This is a genomic window from Brevibacillus reuszeri (assembly GCF_002897295.1).
GTDB lineage: Bacteria > Bacillota > Bacilli > Brevibacillales > Brevibacillaceae > Brevibacillus > Brevibacillus reuszeri_A.
In genome coordinates this window covers 1-20,955 of record NZ_BEXF01000048.1, presented here as the reverse complement: position 1 = coordinate 20,955, position 20,955 = coordinate 1, and the positions used below count along the sequence as shown (strand labels likewise).

The 20,955-nt window shown below is 45.4% G+C and carries 23 protein-coding genes; 6 read left to right on the top strand and 17 right to left on the bottom strand.

Annotation, left to right across the window (positions count from 1 at the left end):
• Window positions 1–115 precede the first annotated feature (115 nt).
• The 3 genes from C3B52_RS34375 to sigK form a co-directional block, all read right to left on the bottom strand.
• On the bottom strand, window positions 116–484 hold the full coding sequence (locus C3B52_RS34375) for a hypothetical protein (RefSeq protein ID WP_103110834.1): 369 nt from the start codon (window positions 482–484) through the stop codon (window positions 116–118).
• 367 nt (window positions 485–851) lie between these two features.
• Entirely contained in the window at window positions 852–3,005 is a 2,154-nt protein-coding gene (locus C3B52_RS34370) for a S8 family peptidase (protein ID WP_164685062.1), read from the bottom strand.
• Window positions 3,006–3,752: 747 nt separating this feature from the next.
• Complete coding sequence (gene sigK, locus C3B52_RS34365) at window positions 3,753–4,463, bottom strand: RNA polymerase sporulation sigma factor SigK (RefSeq protein WP_103110832.1); 711 nt, start codon at window positions 4,461–4,463, stop codon at window positions 3,753–3,755.
• A gap of 257 nt (window positions 4,464–4,720) precedes the next feature.
• Between sigK and C3B52_RS34360 the strand changes: the two genes are divergently transcribed.
• The 4 genes from C3B52_RS34360 (at window position 4,721) to C3B52_RS34345 (ending at window position 6,368) form a co-directional block, all read left to right on the top strand.
• Window positions 4,721–5,128, top strand: a complete 408-nt coding sequence (locus C3B52_RS34360; protein ID WP_164685061.1) for a hypothetical protein — start codon at window positions 4,721–4,723, stop codon at window positions 5,126–5,128.
• Window positions 5,129–5,166: 38 nt separating this feature from the next.
• Complete coding sequence (locus C3B52_RS34355; RefSeq protein WP_103110830.1) at window positions 5,167–5,664, top strand: hypothetical protein; 498 nt, start codon at window positions 5,167–5,169, stop codon at window positions 5,662–5,664.
• A gap of 117 nt (window positions 5,665–5,781) precedes the next feature.
• Entirely contained in the window at window positions 5,782–6,147 is a 366-nt protein-coding gene (locus C3B52_RS34350; protein WP_103110829.1) for a potassium channel family protein, read from the top strand.
• 20 nt (window positions 6,148–6,167) lie between these two features.
• The gene (locus C3B52_RS34345) at window positions 6,168–6,368 is read left to right on the top strand and encodes a hypothetical protein (RefSeq protein ID WP_103110828.1); all 201 of its coding nucleotides are present in this window, start codon (window positions 6,168–6,170) and stop codon (window positions 6,366–6,368) included.
• Window positions 6,369–6,426: 58 nt separating this feature from the next.
• On the opposite strand, the gene C3B52_RS34340 is transcribed toward C3B52_RS34345, so the two are convergent.
• The 4 genes from C3B52_RS34340 to C3B52_RS34325 all read right to left on the bottom strand — a co-directional run bounded on the left by C3B52_RS34340 (window position 6,427) and on the right by C3B52_RS34325 (window position 9,421).
• Window positions 6,427–6,903, bottom strand: a complete 477-nt coding sequence (locus C3B52_RS34340) for an SRPBCC family protein (protein WP_103110827.1) — start codon at window positions 6,901–6,903, stop codon at window positions 6,427–6,429.
• A gap of 83 nt (window positions 6,904–6,986) precedes the next feature.
• Window positions 6,987–7,415, bottom strand: a complete 429-nt coding sequence (locus C3B52_RS34335) for an immunity 22 family protein (protein WP_103110826.1) — start codon at window positions 7,413–7,415, stop codon at window positions 6,987–6,989.
• Between the two features lie 172 nt (window positions 7,416–7,587).
• Window positions 7,588–8,154, bottom strand: a complete 567-nt coding sequence (locus C3B52_RS34330; RefSeq protein ID WP_103110835.1) for a GNAT family N-acetyltransferase — start codon at window positions 8,152–8,154, stop codon at window positions 7,588–7,590.
• A gap of 202 nt (window positions 8,155–8,356) precedes the next feature.
• Window positions 8,357–9,421, bottom strand: coding sequence for an HD-GYP domain-containing protein (locus C3B52_RS34325; RefSeq protein WP_103110825.1), 1,065 nt, complete (start codon window positions 9,419–9,421; stop codon window positions 8,357–8,359).
• Window positions 9,422–9,595: 174 nt separating this feature from the next.
• On the opposite strand from C3B52_RS34325, the gene C3B52_RS34320 reads away from it, so the two are divergent.
• Entirely contained in the window at window positions 9,596–10,087 is a 492-nt protein-coding gene (locus C3B52_RS34320; RefSeq protein WP_103110824.1) for a Mov34/MPN/PAD-1 family protein, read from the top strand.
• Here the strand turns inward: C3B52_RS34320 and C3B52_RS34315 are convergent.
• The 9 genes from C3B52_RS34315 to C3B52_RS34270 form a co-directional block, all read right to left on the bottom strand.
• Entirely contained in the window at window positions 9,999–11,828 is a 1,830-nt protein-coding gene (locus tag C3B52_RS34315) for a peptidoglycan D,D-transpeptidase FtsI family protein (protein WP_103110823.1), read from the bottom strand. The genes C3B52_RS34320 and C3B52_RS34315 overlap by 89 nt on opposite strands.
• Window positions 11,829–11,926: 98 nt before the next feature.
• Window positions 11,927–12,568 (bottom strand): uridine kinase, encoded by a 642-nt coding sequence (udk, locus tag C3B52_RS34310; RefSeq protein ID WP_103110822.1) that lies wholly within the window; start codon window positions 12,566–12,568, stop codon window positions 11,927–11,929.
• Window positions 12,569–12,606: 38 nt separating this feature from the next.
• Entirely contained in the window at window positions 12,607–13,254 is a 648-nt protein-coding gene (locus C3B52_RS34305; protein WP_103110821.1) for an O-methyltransferase, read from the bottom strand.
• 70 nt (window positions 13,255–13,324) lie between these two features.
• Entirely contained in the window at window positions 13,325–14,425 is a 1,101-nt protein-coding gene (gene mltG / locus C3B52_RS34300) for an endolytic transglycosylase MltG (RefSeq protein WP_103110820.1), read from the bottom strand.
• Between the two features lie 180 nt (window positions 14,426–14,605).
• A complete protein-coding gene (locus C3B52_RS34295) occupies window positions 14,606–14,896 on the bottom strand; it encodes a DUF1292 domain-containing protein (RefSeq protein WP_103110819.1) in 291 nt (96 codons plus the stop codon).
• A gap of 7 nt (window positions 14,897–14,903) precedes the next feature.
• Window positions 14,904–15,320, bottom strand: a complete 417-nt coding sequence (ruvX, locus tag C3B52_RS34290; protein WP_103110818.1) for a Holliday junction resolvase RuvX — start codon at window positions 15,318–15,320, stop codon at window positions 14,904–14,906.
• 10 nt (window positions 15,321–15,330) lie between these two features.
• The gene (locus C3B52_RS34285; protein ID WP_007727936.1) at window positions 15,331–15,591 is read right to left on the bottom strand and encodes an IreB family regulatory phosphoprotein; all 261 of its coding nucleotides are present in this window, start codon (window positions 15,589–15,591) and stop codon (window positions 15,331–15,333) included.
• Window positions 15,592–15,705: 114 nt separating this feature from the next.
• Window positions 15,706–18,354 (bottom strand): alanine--tRNA ligase, encoded by a 2,649-nt coding sequence (gene alaS, locus C3B52_RS34280; protein ID WP_103110817.1) that lies wholly within the window; start codon window positions 18,352–18,354, stop codon window positions 15,706–15,708.
• A 315-nt stretch (window positions 18,355–18,669) separates the two neighbouring features.
• Window positions 18,670–19,734: an AI-2E family transporter gene (locus C3B52_RS34270; RefSeq protein ID WP_103110815.1), complete on the bottom strand. Its 1,065-nt coding sequence runs from the start codon at window positions 19,732–19,734 to the stop codon at window positions 18,670–18,672.
• A gap of 374 nt (window positions 19,735–20,108) precedes the next feature.
• Between C3B52_RS34270 and C3B52_RS34265 the strand changes: the two genes are divergently transcribed.
• Window positions 20,109–20,795, top strand: a complete 687-nt coding sequence (locus tag C3B52_RS34265; RefSeq protein WP_103110814.1) for a TerC family protein — start codon at window positions 20,109–20,111, stop codon at window positions 20,793–20,795.
• A 71-nt stretch (window positions 20,796–20,866) separates the two neighbouring features.
• Here C3B52_RS34265 and C3B52_RS34260 read toward each other — a convergent pair whose 3' ends face one another.
• Window positions 20,867–20,950, bottom strand: a complete 84-nt coding sequence (locus tag C3B52_RS34260) for an IS3 family transposase (protein WP_235615847.1) — start codon at window positions 20,948–20,950, stop codon at window positions 20,867–20,869.
• Window positions 20,951–20,955: the final 5 nt, after the last annotated feature.

Sequence of the window (20,955 nt, the reverse complement as noted above, 5' to 3'; positions counted from 1 at the left end):
GCATTTCCTTTCCTCCCATATCTTGTTGTCTCGACAACTCCAAGATACAGGATAGAGGTGTTCAGGTGGTCAATTTTTTTATGAGCGTTATACCACTAGGTGGTCAAGAATTAGATTAGCATTCACACACATTTAAACACCCAATCATTTTTCCATCTTCAAGGAATTCATTTAGTTCCCTTGAATCATTAACTATTTCGAATGTTTCCTTGTCATGCAATTGTTCATTATATGGTACAAGAATTTGCTCTTTTTTTCTGTACCGTATGTCCATCTCAATTACCGAATTATGGATAATAGTTGAAATGTATTTTAGTAGTCTTATTTCCAGGAAAAAATCTTTAAACATTTTATTGAGCTCTTTCAACGAATTTTCATCATTAAACTCAATTACTTGCTTATATAATTCTTTATTTTCAGGTACTTGTAAAAATGATTGAATAACTTTGTTGTCAATGATATTATCTTCCCTTAAAAAAACCATTGCAAAAGCCTCCTAATAGATAGCCGCGGACATAACTTGGAGGCTCTTCTTGCTGTAGTTTCCCCGTATATTCATTCAGTTTATCTTGACAATCAATCAATCTACCTCACCAAAAATTAAAATTCGTTCTTCTACAGTTCAATTTCATCTGAAATTACATTGCTTCTCGAATACTCAGCATAACTAGGTCTACATTAAATGTAAAAAATGAAGATCCCCACCTCATTTCAAGGCGGGGGAAGTTTATTTCACTATAATTAGATTTATTTTACAACTAACAAAATATCGCTAATAGTTTTCATTTACTCTCCAGGTTCTCAACTTCTGGCATAAGCCCCCCAATCAAATGGAGGCTTCTTAAAAACTATCAAATGTGAAGTCTAAAGTCACCTGCAACCGTAGAATTGTAGCCGTAAATCCGAACATAATATGTCTGTCCTTTGGTTAAAGAAATGAGAAGTTGTGGTTGTTTATCACCTCCAGAATCATCATCAGACCCGATAGATACTAATGAGGAGTTGTATACCTCCATTTTTAAGTCAATTTTACTTGTAGTACGAATAAGATTATTCCCTTGATACTTGCAAACAAATTTGAAGTACTTAGATTTACCCGCTTCTAGTACACTGTCATAAGTATCATACACAGTAATAGCATCTGCAAAACTTGCTCCTTTTGGTACTGTATCTCCTATCCGTTCCGCTGTGATGTCAAAATCTCCCGAAGTCATATCTGAAACTCCACGAACACGAATATAAAAGGTTTGACCTGCCGGAAGCTCAGCTAAAATAATTGGGTTTAGCCCTTCACCTGAATTGTCGTCGAACCCTATGCTGGAATAATTACTGTTAAACAAATCTAATACTAGATTGGCACCATCTTTTTGGAACGCCTTAAATGCATAAGCACCAGCACTTGGGGTTGTGAACTTGTACCATCTTGGTTGGAAGCTATTTAATCTATCAGTTAGTTGTGAAGTGATAGGTATGGCTCGCGCGTAACTTTTTCCAGTCGAGGGAATCGCTCCTATCCGTGTCGCAGTAAGAACGACTGTACCTTCATTACTCGCGTCAGTTCCAGACACCGCTATTGTATACCGATTATTCGCAAATAAACCTTCCCGAATTAAAATGTTTGACCTGTCACTTCCTAGTCCGTAATCTGCCGTACTTGCAACTAGCTTGTAATTTTGATCATAAACTCGTAGATATGTCCAAAACGCATTGCTAATTGTGATTTCATATTCACCATCCTGTGGCGGCTTAAACGAAACGTGTTGGACACGCCCTTTAACGATGTTCAATGAGAGTGATGTCCCAAGCTCGTGAGAATTTATCGATGTTTTTCCCTTATAGTCTGAATCAACCGTCCAAGGAGAGCGAGCTAATCCATTCCCGAAGACCCGATTATGAACGCCTGTTCCGAGCTTGATAACATTCTGCTCAATCAAAGCCCGGATTTCCTTATTAGTCTTGAGTGGGTACAACTCCCAATAGAGTGCAGCTAATCCTGCGATATGAGGTGCAGAACATGATGTTCCACTAAAACTTCTATAATCTGTACTAGGTGTTGTTAGGTCGGTTCCATTAAGATTTGCAATACTACGCGCTGTGGTCATAACTTCATGACCTGACGCAGAAATGTCGTTGTTCAAGGAACGTGTGGAGTATTCAGCAGGTTCGTTATTGTTCTTTAAACAAGTGACACCAATACAAAATGGGTGTCCACCAGGCAAGTAATTTGCGTCATTTTCAAGGTTTAGTGTACCTGTGTTTCCGGCACTAGCTACCAGAAGAACACCTTTTCGATTGTATAGTTCATCAAATAATGTGTCATAGAAAGTGGTGCCTCCATAACTATATCCCCCGAAACTCATGTTGATAATCTTTACCCCTTGAGTAACAAGCCAGTTAAAACCTACTTCAATCGGTTCAATTCCTGCGGATTGACTATCAGGAGCAGCTTTTACACCATACAATAGGCAATCTGGTGCAACTCCTACATAACCTTTTCCGTTGTTTTTTGCCCCAATGATACCTGCCACGCTCGTTCCATGTCCGTTCATGTCACGGTCAATAGATGTAGAGGGGTACGCATTGTACCGACCTGCATAGACCAGATCCTCATGCGGTGCACACCCCGTATCAATAAAGCCAACTTTTACCCCTTTACCGGTGTAGCCACGCTTATGAAACTCCTCGATTCCCATATTAATGTGTGACCATGGAACCTGCTGACCTACCAGTGTAGTAGATTTTTGAACCAATTCGGTTGTATTAGTAAGTCCAAACACAGGCTTTTCTTCAATTGCCAAGATACGCTGGTCTTCTTTCAGCTTTTTAAGTGTCAATTCACAAACATCATCAATAATAAAATGACGAGGGAACTGGTCTAGATCATGGGCAATTGTTGCACCGCAATCTAGTAGATGCGACTTGCAGTCTTCATGAAGATGATTACACTGTTTTTCAGTCAGGCCTTGGACATTATCTCTGAAAGTAACCATGTATTTCTTACTCATATACACTCTCCTTATCTTCATATGTTTTTGACTTCATAAAGGTAAGGAGAATCAAGATGTGTAAGAAACAACCGGTTTCAATAAAAAATATTTGTTGGAATACACGACAAAAGGAAAAGCGATACGGACCAGATCGGAGATACACCGCGCGTATTTCATTTTATACATCTAGAACATGAAATATTGTCTTTGCATGTATAAATACTTACTACTCAAAACAATCCTCCTTTTAGAAGTGTTAAGCAGCAGAAAAGCCACTCGGGAAACCGAGTGGTATAGTTCAAATTTGTTTGTCTCCATTTTAGCATTTGATCATGTATAATTACTTGAAATTACTTAAGTGTAAACTATTGTAAATGATTGTCTTACATGCATTACGTAAACACATTCGTGATATTATGGTCGATAGTTATCTATATGAGAAGTTTTGTTAATCCAGCGACGTTATTCAAAGCAAAGGCATAAGCTAATGACGACTCCAAAAAACCTTTGGAATCTATACCGACTTATCCAGAATCAATAAAACGTATAGGTCAAATAAATGCCAGAAAATCAAGACAAATGGAACTTGAGATACTCGGTGTACATATCTGAAGAGTACATTTATTGGAAACGTACAGAAAGACGATCCATTCAAGTACCTCACTTTCTCTAACTCTAAACTGTTCCAGTAGAAAAGGAACTACCGTTCCCAGTGTATCCCGAGTACCGGACGCTAGGTACTCGGGATTACGTTTGGATTCCGCCTTATCTGTTCTGAGCTTGCTTTGTCCGGTAAAACTCGTTAAACAGCTTCATAAGTGCACGCTTTTCGATGCGGGATACGTACGAACGGGAGATGCCAAGCTCTCTTGCAATTTCCCGCTGTGTTTTTTCTTTGTCCTGATCCAGACCAAACCTGCCGATAATAACCTCTTTTTCCCGATCATCGAGAATGTGGATGTGCTGATAAATTTTGTTGGACTCCAACTTCAGCTGCACAGCGTCCACGACTTCATCTGTTTCCGTTCCCAAGACGTCGATTAGGGTGATTTCATTCCCCTCTTTATCTGTCCCGATCGGGTCGTGCAAGGAAACGTCCTTCTTGGTTTTTTTCAGACTGCGAAGGTGCATGAGGATTTCATTCTCAATACAACGAGCCGCATACGTAGCCAGCTTCGTCCCCTTCTCCACCTGGTAGCTCTCGATTGCCTTGATCAGGCCAATCGTACCGATGGAAATCAAATCTTCGCTGTCCTCACCCGTGTTTTCAAATTTCTTTACGATATGGGCGACCAGCCGCAAATTATGCTCGATCAGCTTGTTGCGCGCATACGGATCGCCTTTTGCCATAAGTCTGAGGAACTTTTCTTCTTCCGTGTCGGGAAGAGGTTGCGGAAATGCGTTGTTTTTGACATAAGCCACAAACATCAGAAGCTCTTTAAATACCAGCGAAAGCGCTGCAAGGATGCTGGACATGGCTGCCACCTCCACGTCTGGATTAGCTTACTCCTATGCTTATGTGGGCAGATGCCTACGCGTGCATGTACGCCTGAAAAACATCGAAATGCAAAGCTTGCCCAGACAGGAGCCGATGCCACGATCATGATATGCAGGCTGTTTCCACCAAGTCATCCTCTCCATCCTTTTGATAAATATAAACATAATCGTGTCCTTCGGCGCTATATTATGGTAAGATTTGGATATCGCATAATAATAACAGGAGAACATTTATGATGAAAAAGCTCGTGGTATCCGCCCTTGCCCTTGTCCTTGTTGTCTTTGGTGGAATCATGATGGTGAATGATCCCCCTTTTTTTCTCTATGGCAAGCTTCCCTTTCAGTCTCTTTCCAAGCAATCTGTTATCTCTTTAATTAAGGATTCTCCCACTCCACTAACAAAGCTCACAGTGGAGGATGGATATACATGGTATGGGGCAAAAGCTGATCAAGGAAGAGAGATTGATAGTCTTCTATCTGCGATGAAAAAGGACGGCTGGTCGTTTGTACAGCAAGAAGGGGCTGGCTACTTTTTTGAACAGGGGAGCGAAAAGGTTGTAATCACCTCTCAAACTTGGTCGAACCAACATGTCTTTTTTAAGGTGCCTGACTCCAATCCTCCGATCACATTAATAAGCAATTAACGATTCCGAAAAAATGAAAAGTAAAGGAGGCACTACCCATGCGTGGATTGTTTCTATTTCTCGTGGGAGGACTCTTCTTTCTTATTGGCTGCAGCTCCGTTTCCGCAGAAGACAAGGCAGTGGAGATTATTACGGCTTACCAAAAAGCCCGATTCGAACTTACCCAAGAAGACCTGGCTATTGAAAATAAAGACGATTTATATCCGCTCATAGAAGAGAGGGTCAAGCCGTATTTGACAGAAAGGGCTTTTCAAAACAGCTTCTTTCGGAACAGAGATGGCTATTACATCGTCGCATCTGCAAAGCTGAATCATAAAATTCAAATCAAAGAAATTCGTATCAAGGAGCTCGTCGCTGATGAAACAAAAGCATCGTATAGCATCGATTACACCTTAGTTGTCGAAATCGCTTCCAGCGATAGAAAAAAAGTGGTCACCAGTGAACTTCCTGCTCAAGTAACCATCGTGCAAGACGGAGATACGTGGAAAATAGATCGCTACTGGGAGTCCATCAGGGCAGGCGATCTCGATATGTAAAGGAATAAGCTGTTTCACGCGTTTTCTCATGAAATCCTTTGTGCCAGCCCATACTATTCCCAAATACCAACAGTTACCTGCAAAAAGCAACCACTACCTCTGATTGGGGCGCGGAATATGATTTCTCTTCTGTTAACGATTAGACGATTGGCCCAAGGGCTTTGGCATGCCTTCAAGGACAAGAAATTTCAAGCGATCTTCCTCATCACCTTGTTCCTCTTGCTGTCGGGCACCATTTTTTATCATTCTGAAGAGGGTCTTTCGATTCTCGATGCTCTCTATTTCAGTGTCACAACACTTACAACCGTTGGAGGTTCAGGCTTTGTTCCCAGTACGAACATGGGAAAGATCTTTACGATATTTTACATTTTCGCCGGAACAGGATTGACCTTTGGCGTCGTAGTCCGTATCGCCTATGGAATTTTCTCTCACAAAGACAAAGAAGCTGACAAACAGGAAGTGAGTAAAAAGCGGTCAACATAAACAGAAAGGAAGGAGAGCCTATGCTCGATTTTGGAGCCGTTTCGATCGAATGGCACACGCTGATTATGCAGCTGTTGATCTTTATTTTGTTCCCTGTTCTACTCGTTCTCGGTTGTATCGGCATCGTTCGAAGCAGATCAAAAAGTAAACAAAGCCACATTGAGGAGCTGGAAAAACGGATTGAAGCATTGGAAAAAGAGACAAAGCGCCCCAAGCCATAACACATCGTTCAGAGGCTTGGAGCGCTTCTTTTGTCATACATCGGAATCAACAGCTTTTTTACGCAATTGTTTCAACAGCTTTTACGTATTGCTCATACCATTTTTTCCATTCTTCCTGGCGTGAGGGAATTTCCCTCTCGTCCAATAGTGCTGCGATGACATCTAGACAAACATGCCAGCCCGCTAGATCTCTCGGTGTATGGCTCGTCAGCTTAGTAATATACTCTTTCAACACGAGCAAGCAACCCTCTGCTTCTGGATACAGCTCAAAGTGAACCAGGTCTTCTCCCCATGTATACTCGAGCACGGAGCATGTTTCCAGAGCGGTTATCATCATCTCCTCGAAGGTGCCATCCTGCATGTCAAACTTGATACTCCCGCCCTCACGCAGGTCATCTACTGACAGCTCGGAAAACCATGTGGCGAGCTTTTCATTTTCCGTCAAATAAGCCCACACACTTTCTACGGAATGCTTCAAATGACGGTCAAACCTAGCTGTGAACCCTTCATCCGTTTTTTGAATGCCTGCGAGCATGTGATCCCTCCTGCTTTTCCGTGATCAAGTCCTCTCAATTATTCGAGCATAACCTCTTCATTCCTGCCACTAGGAATATATAGTTAGCGTTCATCCGTTTCATAAATCACTTTAGCAAGCAGCACGACAGGTGAGCCTTGCTCTGATCCCTTCTCCGTTAGCTGAAACAGCTGTTTATTAATGTTGCCATATGGGGATTCGTTGCCGTACAGCAAGATGACAGCAGGATATGCCTCCAGCCTTTCCTTCAGGTCATCAGACAGCTCCATAGAAAAAGCCTCCCCTTCAGGCGCATACTCTTCTTTTAAATATGTCCAAAACTCACTTCTTACTTCCGCTTCCTCCAACAGGTGAACCTCGAAAAAATCCTCGTCAATCCAATCCAAACCCGTTGCTGTATGAAAACTAGATGGGGTTACATCTCCATTTTCGTCAAAAATCGGTTCTATAAACTCCTGGAGCTCTATCTCCGTTTGCAAATTCGTCCCCCAAATCGTGACAACATGTCTCATCTGTCTTCCCCCATTTCCGTTCCTTTTTCTATATGATCGGATGAAATCGTGCATTTTTTATCAGACCAAAGCACCAAATTTATCCATATTGTTTACAATATCTACTCCAAATCAAACCAAAAAACGTCTCCAAGGGGCAGCAGATAGCGCCATTCCTTGGAAACGTTTTTCTTTACACAAGAACCGTTAATTCTTTAACCATATGGCTGAACAAATGACCGTTCAACATGATCGTACCATCCTGACGATAGCCAATGGATTCATAGAGCTGACGTGCGCGGCCATTTTCTTCATCGACCAGCAATGCTACTCGCTCGTGCCCTCGACGCTCTCCTTCTTTTTCGAAAGCCTCCAGCAGCTTTTTCCCGATGCCTTTGCCTCTACATGCATCGCTCACCACGACTGTATCCAAATAAAACTCATCGTCTTTGGCCTCTTTTACAATGCGCGGAGCTTTCCCTGTCAGTCGCTGTACATGATCGACGAACGGCTGATCCATCGCCTCAGTTTGACTGCCATGATAAAACAGCGCTAAGCCCAGTGGCACACCTTCGTCCATGGCAATCAGCGCATTTTCGTAGCTCAATCGATTATTTTTCTGGGCAAAAAATTCGCCCATCATGCGTATGGCTTCGTCAGCTTCCTTTGCACCAGTCAGCATATTTGCGATATCTCCGATCGCCTCATAAATCAGAGGTGCTGCAAATGCTGCATCCGTCGGATCTGCTTTTCGTATGATCATGCTACTCCTCCTAGTCGCTGCGTATCATGATGTAAAAAAACGATAGATACGCCCCTTTTTCATCCTCTGTTAGGGTGCACCTACTTATTTTGTCATAATCAGCTAAAAGGGTCGAGCCATCTGAGAGATCGTTCACAGATCCTTAAAAATGAAACCGCTCTCAAAAATAAGAGCGGTTTTAGTCACTTTTTTCACAGCATTAGCCAATCATTTTCTCTATCGTCAACATTCGTTCAAAACGTAAATCTACAAATTCCTCACTCCGACGCACCAGCGGTCTCATCGGCTCATCTGAGTGAATCAATATGACTTCGACTTCCTCGCCGTTGTTCAATCGCGCTTTTGCACCGATGTACAATAAGGCAATGTAACGAACAAACTGAGCGACGATCTCAATATCCAACGCTCCATCACACGCTTCCTTCCACAACAGCTGTGCCGCTTCAAAAGGTGATGTTCTTCCCTTGTAGACGCGATCCGAGCAAATGGCATCAAACATATCCGCTACCGCAAGTACTTGACACTCTTTTGGAATCTCTTCTCCCTTTCGCTGTTCTGGGTAGCCTGTCCCATCCAGCCTTTCATGATGCAATAGTGCACACAAGGCCAGCAGCTCCGAGCTTCCATCCATACTTTTTATCATCTCGTAACCATATTCGGTATGTTTTTTCATAATCGTAAATTCTTCATTTGTCAGTTTCCCAGGCTTTAACAATATTTCTTTTGGAACCCGCATTTTACCAACATCATGTAAAAAGCCAGCGGTCCCCATAAATGCGACTCGCTCTTCATCCCATTTCAACAAGCGAGCGATTAGCGAACAGAGGATGCCTACGTTCAGGGAATGGCGATATGTATAGCTGTCAGCCCCCTCCAGTACATATAACGAACGGAAAAAGCCTAAATTTTTAGTCGATTGTTCTGCCATTTCAAAAAAGAGATCTGAAAATTCCTCGAGCTGAGGTGCTCCGTCATGACTGATTTTGTCAAAAAGCTCTCTCGTTTTGTCCAAGGCTTTCACATATGCAGCTACGATTTCTTCGTCTGCTTCCAATTGAGACAGCTGGTTTGAAATGAGCTCTCCAGTTCCTTCAGACAGGACCTGGACGACATATACTTCTCGTATTCGTTGCTTGAGCAGGATCGGGACATGCGCAGCTGCAATCGTCGTATTTTTACCGAGTAGCAAAATTCCTGTATCTGCAAAAACATCTTCCGCAAGTACACGACCGATCAATGAGAAGTCAACAGGTGCCTGAGGCATTAAAATCAACCTTCCAATCTAGTCATTTTCTAAATTATAGAAAGAAAGGGTCAGAGTTACAATGTTTTTTATATAGTTCCTAACTTTCTTATATCGCGGGACCTTCCCTTATCAGGCTACATATGATGTAGGGCGAATGCTCGTGGTGATTTTTAAGGAGGGACATATGTTGAGATGACGACACTATACATCACTCCCAAAGCGTGGAAGCAGATTGAACAGGCGGTAAGAAAAAAACCCTCGCTGGAGACAGGAGGGGTGATGATGGGTTATTCGCTTGGCGAAGATGAATGGGTCGTAACGTATGCAAGTGAGCCTGGTCCCAAGGCAATCCACCAGCCCCATTCGATCTTTTTTGACGACAGTCATTTGCGCAAGCTGGTTCGAAAATTAAGCAAAAGTCGCCAATGGCAATATATCGGCGATTGGCACAGTCATACGATCAAACGCCTTTCCCCCAGCAAGGGAGATAAACGGACGATTTGGACGAAGGCTACCCAATCCATGTATATGTCCTCCTCGCCTTTGATGCTGATCGTGGGTCTCGGCAAGCAGAACCAGATCCAGGCCAGAGGGTTTATTCTTGGGAATACCCTGAGAGAGGTCGGGAAGATTGAGCTGTTTGATCGGAAAGCTCATCGACAGCGAGGCGAAAAAGCTCCATAGCCTGGTTTTTTCCCCGGCTGGGCTGATTTTCGGAGACGACGCAAATTGCATAGCGGGGATCCTCTACAGGAGTATATCCTACAAACCATAAATGGTTTTTGGATTGATTCTCGCCGCCCAACTGAGCAGTTCCACTCTTTCCGGCAACTTCCCATGCTGCATCCTTTAGAGTCTGACCCGTCCCCTCTGTGACAACTTTGCGCATCATTTTCCGCAGTTTACTGGCAGTTACGTAATCAATTCCTGGTGCCGACAGCTTTTGCGGTGGAAAACGGTAAAACGTCTGCCCATTTCGATATGCAATCTCACTGACGAGCCGTACTTGATTAGGCGTAGAGCCACTCAAAATGGTCACCATCATATTAGCCGCCTGCAGTGGAGTTACTCTCACATCCCGTTGGCCGATGGCAGTCTGGATCAGCACTCCTTCATCACGGCGGGATACTCCCTCGGCAAACACATTCCCTCGCTCCTCACCATCCAGCTGCTTGAAGCCATCCAGCTTGAACAAATGTGCAGTCATATGCCCTACTGGTTCAGACAAGCCCAATTTTCGAGCATACTCCTCCAGTTTTTCTCCGCCTACCCGCTTGGCTATTTCAGCAAATGCAATATTGCAGGAGTGAGCATAGGCTTCCTCCATTGTCACACTGCCATGTCCCTCTTTATTCCAGCAGGAAAAATGATATTTGCCGTAATCACCTGTACACGTGAAGCGATCTGTTGGTGATACGACACCCTCTGCCAGAGCTGCAGCTGCTACGACCGTTTTAAAAATGGAGCCAGGTGGAATTTGCTTGACGACCCGATTTTTCCATTCATTTCCATTATTTGTTACCTTCGTTTGGTCATAGCTTGGACGACTGACGCTTGAGAGAATATCGCCATTCTTTGCGTCCAGGACAACAATACTTCCTTCACGAAGGCCAACCCGATCAGCCACTCGCTCCATTTTCCTCTGGATTTCCACATCCAGCGTGGTTGTGAGTGACAACGGATAATAGTCATTGGACTGCTTCGTATATCGAATATCCAGTCCGCGAAGTGGCTTCCCTTGTCCATCCACATAATAGGACAAAACAGACGGCTCCACTCCTTGTAAAAAGCGGTCAAAGCTACGCTCCAGGCCAGTCGCCCCAAGCGTACTCTCCGCATTCATCTTGCCACTTTTCACTTCTTCGGGATAAAGCGATTGTACCATAGCTGGATTTTTATGTATGAAGCCAATCACATGCTTGGCGACCTCATCTGTCCGATAGCGCTCCGTTACAGCCAATGCGACAATTCCCGGAATGGCAAGTGCATTAATATTTTCGGTTTGTCGCTCGGTCAGGACCAGCAGCCTCCCTGATTCCTTACGCAGCAGGAGTGGGGCTTTTGCTTTTTCCATGATCGCAGCCAGTCTATCTTCTGACTCTCCAACGATTTCCGACAAGCGTGCCAGACCGTCTGTTCCTTCTAGACTCCCACGTGCAAGTGGGAATAAGATCAATGCCAAGTGCTCCTCACCAGTAAAGGCGTATCCATTTCGATCTACAATATCGCCACGTCCACTATGCAGGACAATACTTTGTTGCCTTTGTTTCACCGCGTTTTTGACCAAATCAATTCCTCGGCGAGAAAAGCGATGAGGCGATCCAATTTGAATCCACCACAATCTTGTAATCAAGCCCAGCCATACGAAGGTCATGGCTAGCAGCACCAAAAAATGCCGTCTTTTTATCCGCTTTTCCAGCTGCATTACGGTCACCTCCCCACCTCCCAGTATTGCCTGAATACAAAGGAGGGAAACGGGACACAAACAAAAAACACGCCTAGCTGCTGGCGTGTTTGCTTCGTTTATGAATGAGCGGGCTGCTGTTTTTCCAATAAAATGTTACTAATTTTCGTGGATAAAAGATCAAGTGCAACCCGGTTGTAGCCACCTTCAGGAATAATGACGTCAGCATAACGCTTCGTCGGCTCGATGAACTGCAAATGCATGGGACGTACTACATTCAGATACTGATTGACGACGGAATCGAGTGAGCGGCCGCGCTCTTCAATATCACGGGCGATACGGCGGATAATTCGCACGTCAGCATCAGTATCGACAAATACTTTAATATCCATCAAATCGCGAATCCGGGTATCTTCTAGAATGAGCATGCCCTCTAAAATGATGACATCTTTTGGGTCAACCTTCACTTTTTCTTCCTTGCGATTGTGCAGCTTAAAATCATAGATCGGCTTTTCAATCGCTCTTCCTGCCAGGAGCTCCTGCAAATGAGCAAGCAGCAAGTCGTTATCAAAAGCAAACGGATGATCGTAGTTCGTGAGTGCGCGCTCATCGGCACTGAGGTGACTTTGATCTTTATAATAAGAGTCCTGTTCAATCATGGTGACGCTATCATTTTGGAACTGGCGAAAAAGCTCCTTTGCTACAGTGGTCTTACCTGATCCACTGCCTCCTGCTACCCCTATCAGTACGGGGTTACCCATGCTTCATTTCTCCCTTCATGCAATCATCAAAGCTGTTATTACGCACCGGAAACACTTTTCTTGAGGCTGACAGCAAGGCCGTCCCCTACCGGAATAAACGTCGTCTCCAGATCAGGTCGTTCTTTCAAGTGTGTATTAAAAGCAAGCAGCTTGTCTACCATCGGACGCTGGCGCTTTCCTGCTTCATCAGGAGTCGCTACCAAACCGCGGAATAAAATATTGTCGCTAATCACCAGTCCACCGTCTCGCAAAAGCGGCAAATATTGATCGAGAAACGTGCGATACTGTCCTTTGGCCGCGTCAATAAACAGACAGTCAAATTGATACGTATCCGGAAGCCCCAGCGTCGCATCTCTCGATAATATTTCGACGCGGCTAACGCAGCCTGCCTCTTCGATATTTGCGCGTGCACGAGCAAGTCTGTCTTCGTCTATATCCATGGTTACGATCTGCGCCTCAGGAGCAGCCTCCGCAAGCCAAATGGTGGAATAACCGATTGCAGTTCCCACTTCGAGAATCGACTTCGGGCGATGAAGCAACAGCAGCATCCGCATCACTTGAGCAGACGCGAGCTGAACGATGGGTATGTTTTCCTCAGCAGCCTCCTTCTCCAAACGCATCAACAGCGGGGAACGTTCGGGAACCAGGCCGGACACGTAATCATCTATCGCCGGATTGGTAATCATGCCTTCACTCCTCTACTTTACAACCGAATAATTATAGCATACCTCATGCAAAAAAACAGAGGAAACCTGGTTAGTTTCCCCTGCTTTTTGCGTTATTCGCATTATGCTCCTGCAATGTTTTCGAAAAGTAATGTTCTGACGTTCCATCTTTTTTCGTTACGTAGAAAAAGTAGTCATGCTGCTCTGGATTCACAACTGCCTCGATGGATAATCTCCCTGGGCTCGCGATCGGTCCAGGTGGCAGCCCCGGATTGGTGTACGTATTATACGGACTCTTTACTTTCAAGTCATCATAGGTCAACCGATCCCGCTGCTTGCCCAAAATAAATTGGACGGTAGCATCTGCCTGAAGCGGCCATTTATCCCGAATTCGATTGAAATAAACGCCTGCGACGGTTGGACGCTCCTTATCTACTGTGACTTCCCGTTCTACGATTGATGCCAGATTGATGGCTTGATCCTGTGTCAAATTGTGCTTTTTCAATTGCTCGTCCCACTCAGGCTTCCATTCCTTTTGGAATTGAGCCAGCATACGTGAAACGACTTCATGAGCCGTAGCATCTTTTTTGACCTCGTACGTTTCCGGGAACAAATATCCCTCTAGTCGGTTTTTCCGCTCTGCTGATTTTGGAATCGCAGCTACAAAAGGAAATTCCGGAAACTCGCCTTCATTTACTTCTTTCAGAAATGCTTCTTTTTCTACAATTCCTTCTTTTGCTAGATGATCGGCAATCTGCTCCACATTCCAGCCTTCCGGGATAGTAAAACGCTCTGAGTTAATGACCGTTTTCCCTTCAGTCATGGCTTCAAGCAAGTCGTCTATGGTTTGTCCCGTCGTAAACTGGTACTCGCCTGCCTTCAGCTGTGGGGCAACTCCTTTATACTTCACATAGTAGTTGAACATGTCGGCATTTCGTATAAGGGCTTGTTCTTCTAATAATCGACCAATTTCCCGCACTGATGAGCCTGACGGGATTGTAACGTTTTTCGTAGTCGGACTACCCGCTACCGGTTGTAATTGCTGATAGACATACCATGCTGCTCCCCCCGCAGCCAGGATGATCAAGAGGAACAAGGCAATGATCCACAACAGGACTCGTCCGCCTCTTCTGCGCCGTCTTACAACTGGTCGTACCGCCTCGAATTCAGGCAACTGTGACTTTGGTTTCAAGCTAGAAATCCTCCCTTTAGGGTCTCTTCTCTCCATCCCATTTATTATACTAGAGCTGTCTCTTGCTGTCACCGTATAGGATATTCTGCCGAATCCAAGCGAATCCTAGCGTTTTTTTCCAGCCTGGAACGAAAAAAGAGGACCTTCCGTCCGAAAGTCCTCTTTTACAGCCTGAGCTTATTAAATACCGTCTTTTTCCAGGTCAGCGATCAACGTTTCAAAAGTGGCCTCTACTTGCTCCCACTCTTCATCGTCCTCGATCGGTGCCAGCATATCTGTACCATCATAGCGCAGGAAGTGTACCTCGTACTCCTCTTCTTCTTCCTGGTCTACTGGCACCAGTACCAAATAGCTGCGATCTTCAATATCAAAAATGTACATGATTCGGAAGTCGCGCGGATCTTCTGTACCTTCTTCTGTAAGGGCAATCACATCGCCCACTTCAAATTCTGTGGTCATCTCTTCACTCACGTATGGGTCACCTCGATTTCGCGTCCAAATATCCCTGCAGGATTAAAGTGGCCGCCATTTTGTCTATTACCGTCTTTCTTTTTTGACGACTGACATCCGCGGAGATCAACATCCGCTGGGCTGCCATGGTCGTCAAACGTTCGTCCCACATGTGGACAGGAAGAGATGTGCGTTCCTCCAAAAACTTGCCGAATGCCTGGCACATTTCAGCCCTCGGACCGATTGTGCCATTCATGTTTTTCGGCAAGCCTACTACAAATCCACCCACGCCGTACTGGGCAATTAATTCGTTTAAGCGAGCAAGATCTTTTTCCTTGGATTGCCGCTTGATGGTTTCTACCCCTTGGGCAGTCCACCCCAGCTCATCACTGACCGCAACTCCAATCGTCTTGTCACCAACATCCAATCCCAAGAATCGTGTCATGTTATCAGGTCTACTTGCGCTCGGACAAGTAAACGGTCACCAACTCTTCTATGATTTTGTCCCGTTCCAATTTGCCAATCAGGCTGCGTGCGTTGTTGTGGCGTGGGATAAACGCCGGGTCGCCAGAAAGCAAATAACCTACGATCTGGGTGATCGGGTTGTATCCTTTTTCCTGCAGGGCCTTGTACACCTCTGTCAACGTCTCTTGCACATCCGCCGCATTCGCTTCCTTGGGCACCGTGAATTTCATGGTATTATCCAACGAACTCACAATCAACACCTCGATTTCCTTTTAAACGTTTAAGAAAAGGTTACTTGTTAACAACTGTATTCGACTTACGTCGACTCTTTCCTGTCTATCTCGCAAATTTCTCGCAAGGAATCACTATTTTGCAACTGCTTGACTCTTCACCAAATCAGCTACCGCATCCAGAGCTTCTTGAAGCTTAGATGGGTCTTTACCACCAGCTTGCGCCATGTCAGGACGGCCACCGCCGCCACCGCCGCAACGGGTTGCTACATCTTTGATGATTTTGCCAGCATGAATTCCTTGATCCATCAGGTCCTTGGTTACACCAGCTACCAGGTTTACCTTGTCGCCGTCTACAGCTCCAAGTACGATGACAGCGGAGCCAAGCTTGTTTTTCAGCTCGTCCACCATGCCACGCAGGTTGTCCATATCTACTGCGGAAACGTGAGCTGCCAGTACATTCATGCCATCTACCTGCTTCAGTTGATCAGTCAGAGAAGCTGCTTCGATATTGCCCAGCTTTGCACGCAGGGACTCGTTTTCGCGCCCTAAATCTTTCAGTTGCTGCTGCAGACCTTCTACACGAGCAGGCGCTTCTGCGAGCACAGGTGCTTTGAGCGCTTGCGCTACTTCTTTGAGTGTAGAGAATTGTTGGTTCAGGAATTGGTAAGCACCTTTTCCGGTTACAGCTTCGATACGACGAGTACCTGCACCGATACCGCTTTCGCTAACTAGCTTGAACAAACCGATCTCAGCTGTGTTGCTGACATGGCAGCCACCACAAAGCTCCAGGCTATAATCGCCAACTTTTACAACACGCACAACATCGCCGTATTTTTCACCGAACAAGGCCATCGCACCCATCGCTTTTGCTTCAGCCAATGCCTTGTTGGAGATATCGACAGTCAGGTTCTCCCACACTTTTTCATTCACAATCGCTTCGATTTGCTCCAGCTCTTCTGGTGTAATCGCACTAATGTGTGTGAAGTCAAAGCGCAGTCGCTCTGGAGATACCAAGGAACCTGCCTGATTCACGTGTGTTCCCAGGACATCCTTCAACGCCTGATGCAAAAGATGTGTAGCTGTATGGTTTTTCGTGATTGCGAGGCGGGACTCGCGATTTACTTCTGCGCGTACTTCCTCACCTTTGAGAAGTGTACCTGCTTCTACGAGTACGGAATGTACGTTTTGACCCATAGGTCCTTTTTGCACGTCCAACACGCGAGCTTTGACAGAGTCAGAGATCAGATAACCCTCGTCATTGATCTGTCCCCCGCTCTCTGCATAGAAAGGCGTTTGATCCAGGATCACTTGAACGGTTTGACCTTCCTGTGCTTCATCCGTCAGCTGGTTGTCCAAAATGATAGCTTCTACTTTTCCTGTTGCTACCAATTCATTATAACCAACAAATTGGCTCGTAACCGTCAAATCGGATAATGGACCGCCCTGGATTTGCATGCTGTCCACATCTTGACGAGCTGCACGGGCACGCTCGCGCTGTTCCTCCATCGCCTGATCGAAGCCATCGCGGTCAACGGACAGTCCTTGCTCAGCGGCAAAGTCTTCTGTCAAATCTACAGGGAATCCATAGGTGTCATACATTTTGAAGACATCTTGGCCGGACAGCTGTGTTTCACCTTTTGCCTTGGCTGCCTTCACCATTTCAGCCAGAATCGCCAGTCCATCGTTCAGTGTTTCATGGAAGCGCTCTTCCTCGGCACGGATTACTTTTTCAATAAATACGCGTTTCGAAACAACCTCTGGATAGAACTCGCCCATCATGGTTCCCACAGTTTCGGTCAAGCTGTACAGGAATGGTTTTTCCACGCCCAGCTTTTTACCCATGCGAACAGCGCGACGAAGCAAGCGGCGGATGACATAGCCGCGGCCTTCGTTGGAAGGTAGCGCACCATCACCAATGGCAAATACAACGGTACGAGCATGGTCAGCAATGACTTTCAGCGCTACGTCCATTTCAGCGCTTTCTTTGTATTTCACGCCAGAAATCTCAGTTGTTTTCTCAATCAGAGGGAACAGCAAATCGGTTTCGAAGTTGTTGTCCACACCTTGAATGACCGAAGCCATACGCTCCAGACCCATTCCGGTATCAATGTTCTTCTTCGGCAGTGGCGTGTACGTTCCGTCTGGATTGTGGTTAAACTGGGAGAATACCAGGTTCCACACTTCCAAATAACGTTCATTCTCGCCGCCTGGATACAGCTCAGGATCATTCGGATCGTTGCCGAAGGACTCGCCGCGATCGTAGAAGATTTCCGTGTTTGGACCGCTTGGGCCTTCACCGATATCCCAGAAGTTTCCTTCCAAACGAATAATGCGCTTTTCAGGAACACCGATTTTTTTGCTCCATAGCTCAAATGCCTCTTCGTCCTCTGGGTGAATCGTAACGGAAAGAAGTTCAGGATCAAAGCCGATCCATTTTGGACTGGTCAAAAATTCCCATGCCCACTCAATTGCCTCTTCTTTGAAGTACTCCCCAATAGAGAAATTACCGAGCATTTCGAAGAACGTATGGTGACGAGCAGTCCGCCCTACGTTTTCGATATCGTTGGTGCGAATTGATTTTTGGGAGTTGGTGATACGTGGGTTATCCGGGATGATGCGTCCATCAAAATATTTTTTGAGGGTTGCAACACCGCTGTTAATCCACAACAGGGATGGATCGTCGATGGGAACCAAGGGAGCACTCGGCTCGATGCGATGTCCTTTTTCCACAAAAAAGTCAAGGAACATCTGACGAATTTGATTACCTGTCAGCTTTTTCATCTACATTCTCCTCTTTTAGAAATGAAAAAAGCCCCCATCCCCTCAGGGACGAGAACTGTTTTTTCTCGCGGTACCACCCTGCTTACAGGCCCTGCGCACCAATCTACGCTCGTGCCTGTCGCTTTAACGGCGAATAACGGTGCCATGCCGCCGGTTTTTGCCGGGTCTTAGGAGTAGCCTTCAGCTGCACTTCTTCTGGCCGCCCTCTCAACCGTGGAGCGTCCTCTCTGTAGAAGGTCTGCAACTTACTCGTTCCCTCATTGATCAATGCCACTATTGCTTTGTTCGTATTATAAATTTTTTTGGCGATCACTGTCAACTTTCATGCATCATGACAGCGATTCGCGTCGCAATGACCTTGCATACGGCAAGAACAGGGACTGCAATAATCAACCCGATAATGCCACCGATCGCTTCTCCAGCCAAAAGTGCCATGATAATGAGCAAGGGATGGAGATGCAGCGATCGCCCGACGATATTGGGTGACAAAATATTCCCTTCTACTATTTGAATGATCAGATTAACAGCAATCACGAGCAAAAGGGTCTTCGTAGAAATCGTCAAAGCGACTACAACGGCAGGTGCAGCCCCAATCAAAGGCCCAATGTACGGGATGATATTCGTCAAGCAAACAAATGCGGCCAAAACAAAAGGATACGGCATTCCGATCCACCAATAGCCGAGGTAGGCAAACACCCCAACGATGAGGGCGACCGTCATTTGTCCATGTATGTAATTTCCGAGCGATTCATTGATGTCACGAAGAACAACAAGAACCTGCTTGCGATAACCTCGAGGGACAATGAGCATCCCCGCTTGATGCAATTCTTTCATATCTTTCAAAAAATAAAAGGCGATGAATGGAACAACAGCAAATGCCAGAACCTTTCCCAATGAATTTCGGGCATTGTTGACCAGCTTCGTCACCGTATGTGACATGCCCTCCTGAGATTGGATAATTACGCGATCTACACCATGCGAGATGCTATCGGGCAAAAAATATTTATGTGCTTCCCATTCACTCATCCACTTGTAATACCAGTCAGTCAGCCTGGGCAGGTCATCGGACAGCTCCACCAGCTGCGTCGTGAAGATCGGTATCGCATTGATTACAGCAATGGTAATCACCAATACAAACGATCCATAAATGAGGAGTACTGCCATCAAGCGAGGAACTCTTCGATTTTCCAGCATCTGCACGATTGGATGCAGCAAATAAGCGATGACGAGCCCTACCAAAACAGGGACGAATACCTCCTCTAAAAAAAGAAAGACCTGTGCTACGACAGGGCGGAGCAGCCACAGGAGATTGCCGATGACCAACAGGATGATGAGCCAAATAGCCGCAGCAAACAAGCGACTACGCCTAAGATCATCCACTTTGCCCCCCTCCCTTCTGTTTCCATAATGGATAGGTTGTCACAGTTACACAAAAATCATGTACCCTATTGACACATCAGAAACATCGAAGTAGTATGGAAATACAAGAGAATATCTCCAAAGGGGAGTAGCTTTTACGCAATATAGTCGTCATTACGGGATTTATCCCCGGCTATGTTGGCAACATGTTTTTCTAATGTTGTAAGCAAGACCTTTGCCTAACAGGTAAAGGTCTATTTTTGGTTTCTAACGACCTTTGCCTGTCCGGGGAAAGGTCGTTTTCTTTTTCCCACTTCAGACAAACTAAAGTAGGCGGTATGAAGAAAACGGCCAGTGGATTATTCACTTCCAAAGGACGAGGAGGAGGAAAAGAAATGGAACTGTTGTTAACCCCTGAGTTTTGGTCAGCACTACTTGCCATCATCGTAATTGATTTAGTGTTGGCCGGTGACAACGCAATTGTCATCGGGATGGCAGCACGCAACTTGCCTGCCCACCAACAAAAAAAGGCCATCATTTTAGGAACCGTTGGAGCGATCGTCATACGTGCTTTGGCAACCCTGGCCGTTGTCTGGTTGTTGAAAATACCTGGTCTGCTCTTGGTTGGTGGATTGATTCTGATCTGGATTTCCCTCAAATTGCTGGTACAGGATGAGGGTCACGACACCATGAAAGCTAGCGGAAGCCTTGGAGCTGCCATTTGGACGATTATCGTTGCCGATACGGTAATGGGACTGGATAACGTAATTGCAGTAGCTGGTGCTGCACACGGTGACTTCCTGTTAGTTGTCATCGGACTCATCATCAGTGTTCCGATCATGGTATGGGGAAGCACATTGATTTTGAAAGTGATGGAACGTTATCCAATAGTGATTTATATCGGTTCTGCTGTTCTTGCCTATACAGCTGCGAGCATGGTAACAACCGAGAAGTTCCTGGTCCCATTCTTCACTACTTATCCATGGGTGAAATGGCTGTTCATCGTTGCGGTAGTCGTTGGAGTCCTTTTGATCGGTCGAATGAAAAGCCGCGGGCAAAAACGACTTGTAGAACAATCTTAATAACAGCGACAAAAAAAGCGCCCGAACTATCATTGGTCAAGACCCTATTTAGTAGACAGTTAAAAAAACACCTAAGCTGCAAGCTGGCGTCGGTACTGAACCGGCGTCAGTTTGTTTAATTTCCTTTGTGGTCGATCGTTATTGTAAAAATGGATGAATT

Coding starts and splice junctions, on each gene's coding strand:
- C3B52_RS34375 (WP_103110834.1), bottom strand. CDS start 484: ATGGTTTTTTTAAGGGAAGATAATATCATTGACAACAAAGTTATTCAA.
- alaS (WP_103110817.1), bottom strand. CDS start 18,354: ATGAAAAAGCTGACAGGTAATCAAATTCGTCAGATGTTCCTTGACTTT.
- C3B52_RS34315 (WP_103110823.1), bottom strand. CDS start 11,828: ATGCAGCTGGAAAAGCGGATAAAAAGACGGCATTTTTTGGTGCTGCTA.
- C3B52_RS34350 (WP_103110829.1), top strand. CDS start 5,782: ATGATTTCTCTTCTGTTAACGATTAGACGATTGGCCCAAGGGCTTTGG.
- C3B52_RS34265 (WP_103110814.1), top strand. CDS start 20,109: ATGGAACTGTTGTTAACCCCTGAGTTTTGGTCAGCACTACTTGCCATC.
- C3B52_RS34370 (WP_164685062.1), bottom strand. CDS start 3,005: ATGAGTAAGAAATACATGGTTACTTTCAGAGATAATGTCCAAGGCCTG.
- C3B52_RS34360 (WP_164685061.1), top strand. CDS start 4,721: ATGAAAAAGCTCGTGGTATCCGCCCTTGCCCTTGTCCTTGTTGTCTTT.
- udk (WP_103110822.1), bottom strand. CDS start 12,568: ATGGGTAACCCCGTACTGATAGGGGTAGCAGGAGGCAGTGGATCAGGT.
- C3B52_RS34320 (WP_103110824.1), top strand. CDS start 9,596: ATGACGACACTATACATCACTCCCAAAGCGTGGAAGCAGATTGAACAG.
- C3B52_RS34345 (WP_103110828.1), top strand. CDS start 6,168: ATGCTCGATTTTGGAGCCGTTTCGATCGAATGGCACACGCTGATTATG.
- C3B52_RS34325 (WP_103110825.1), bottom strand. CDS start 9,421: ATGCCTCAGGCACCTGTTGACTTCTCATTGATCGGTCGTGTACTTGCG.
- C3B52_RS34305 (WP_103110821.1), bottom strand. CDS start 13,254: ATGATTACCAATCCGGCGATAGATGATTACGTGTCCGGCCTGGTTCCC.
- sigK (WP_103110832.1), bottom strand. CDS start 4,463: ATGTCCAGCATCCTTGCAGCGCTTTCGCTGGTATTTAAAGAGCTTCTG.
- C3B52_RS34340 (WP_103110827.1), bottom strand. CDS start 6,903: ATGCTCGCAGGCATTCAAAAAACGGATGAAGGGTTCACAGCTAGGTTT.
- C3B52_RS34335 (WP_103110826.1), bottom strand. CDS start 7,415: ATGAGACATGTTGTCACGATTTGGGGGACGAATTTGCAAACGGAGATA.
- C3B52_RS34355 (WP_103110830.1), top strand. CDS start 5,167: ATGCGTGGATTGTTTCTATTTCTCGTGGGAGGACTCTTCTTTCTTATT.
- ruvX (WP_103110818.1), bottom strand. CDS start 15,320: ATGACACGATTCTTGGGATTGGATGTTGGTGACAAGACGATTGGAGTT.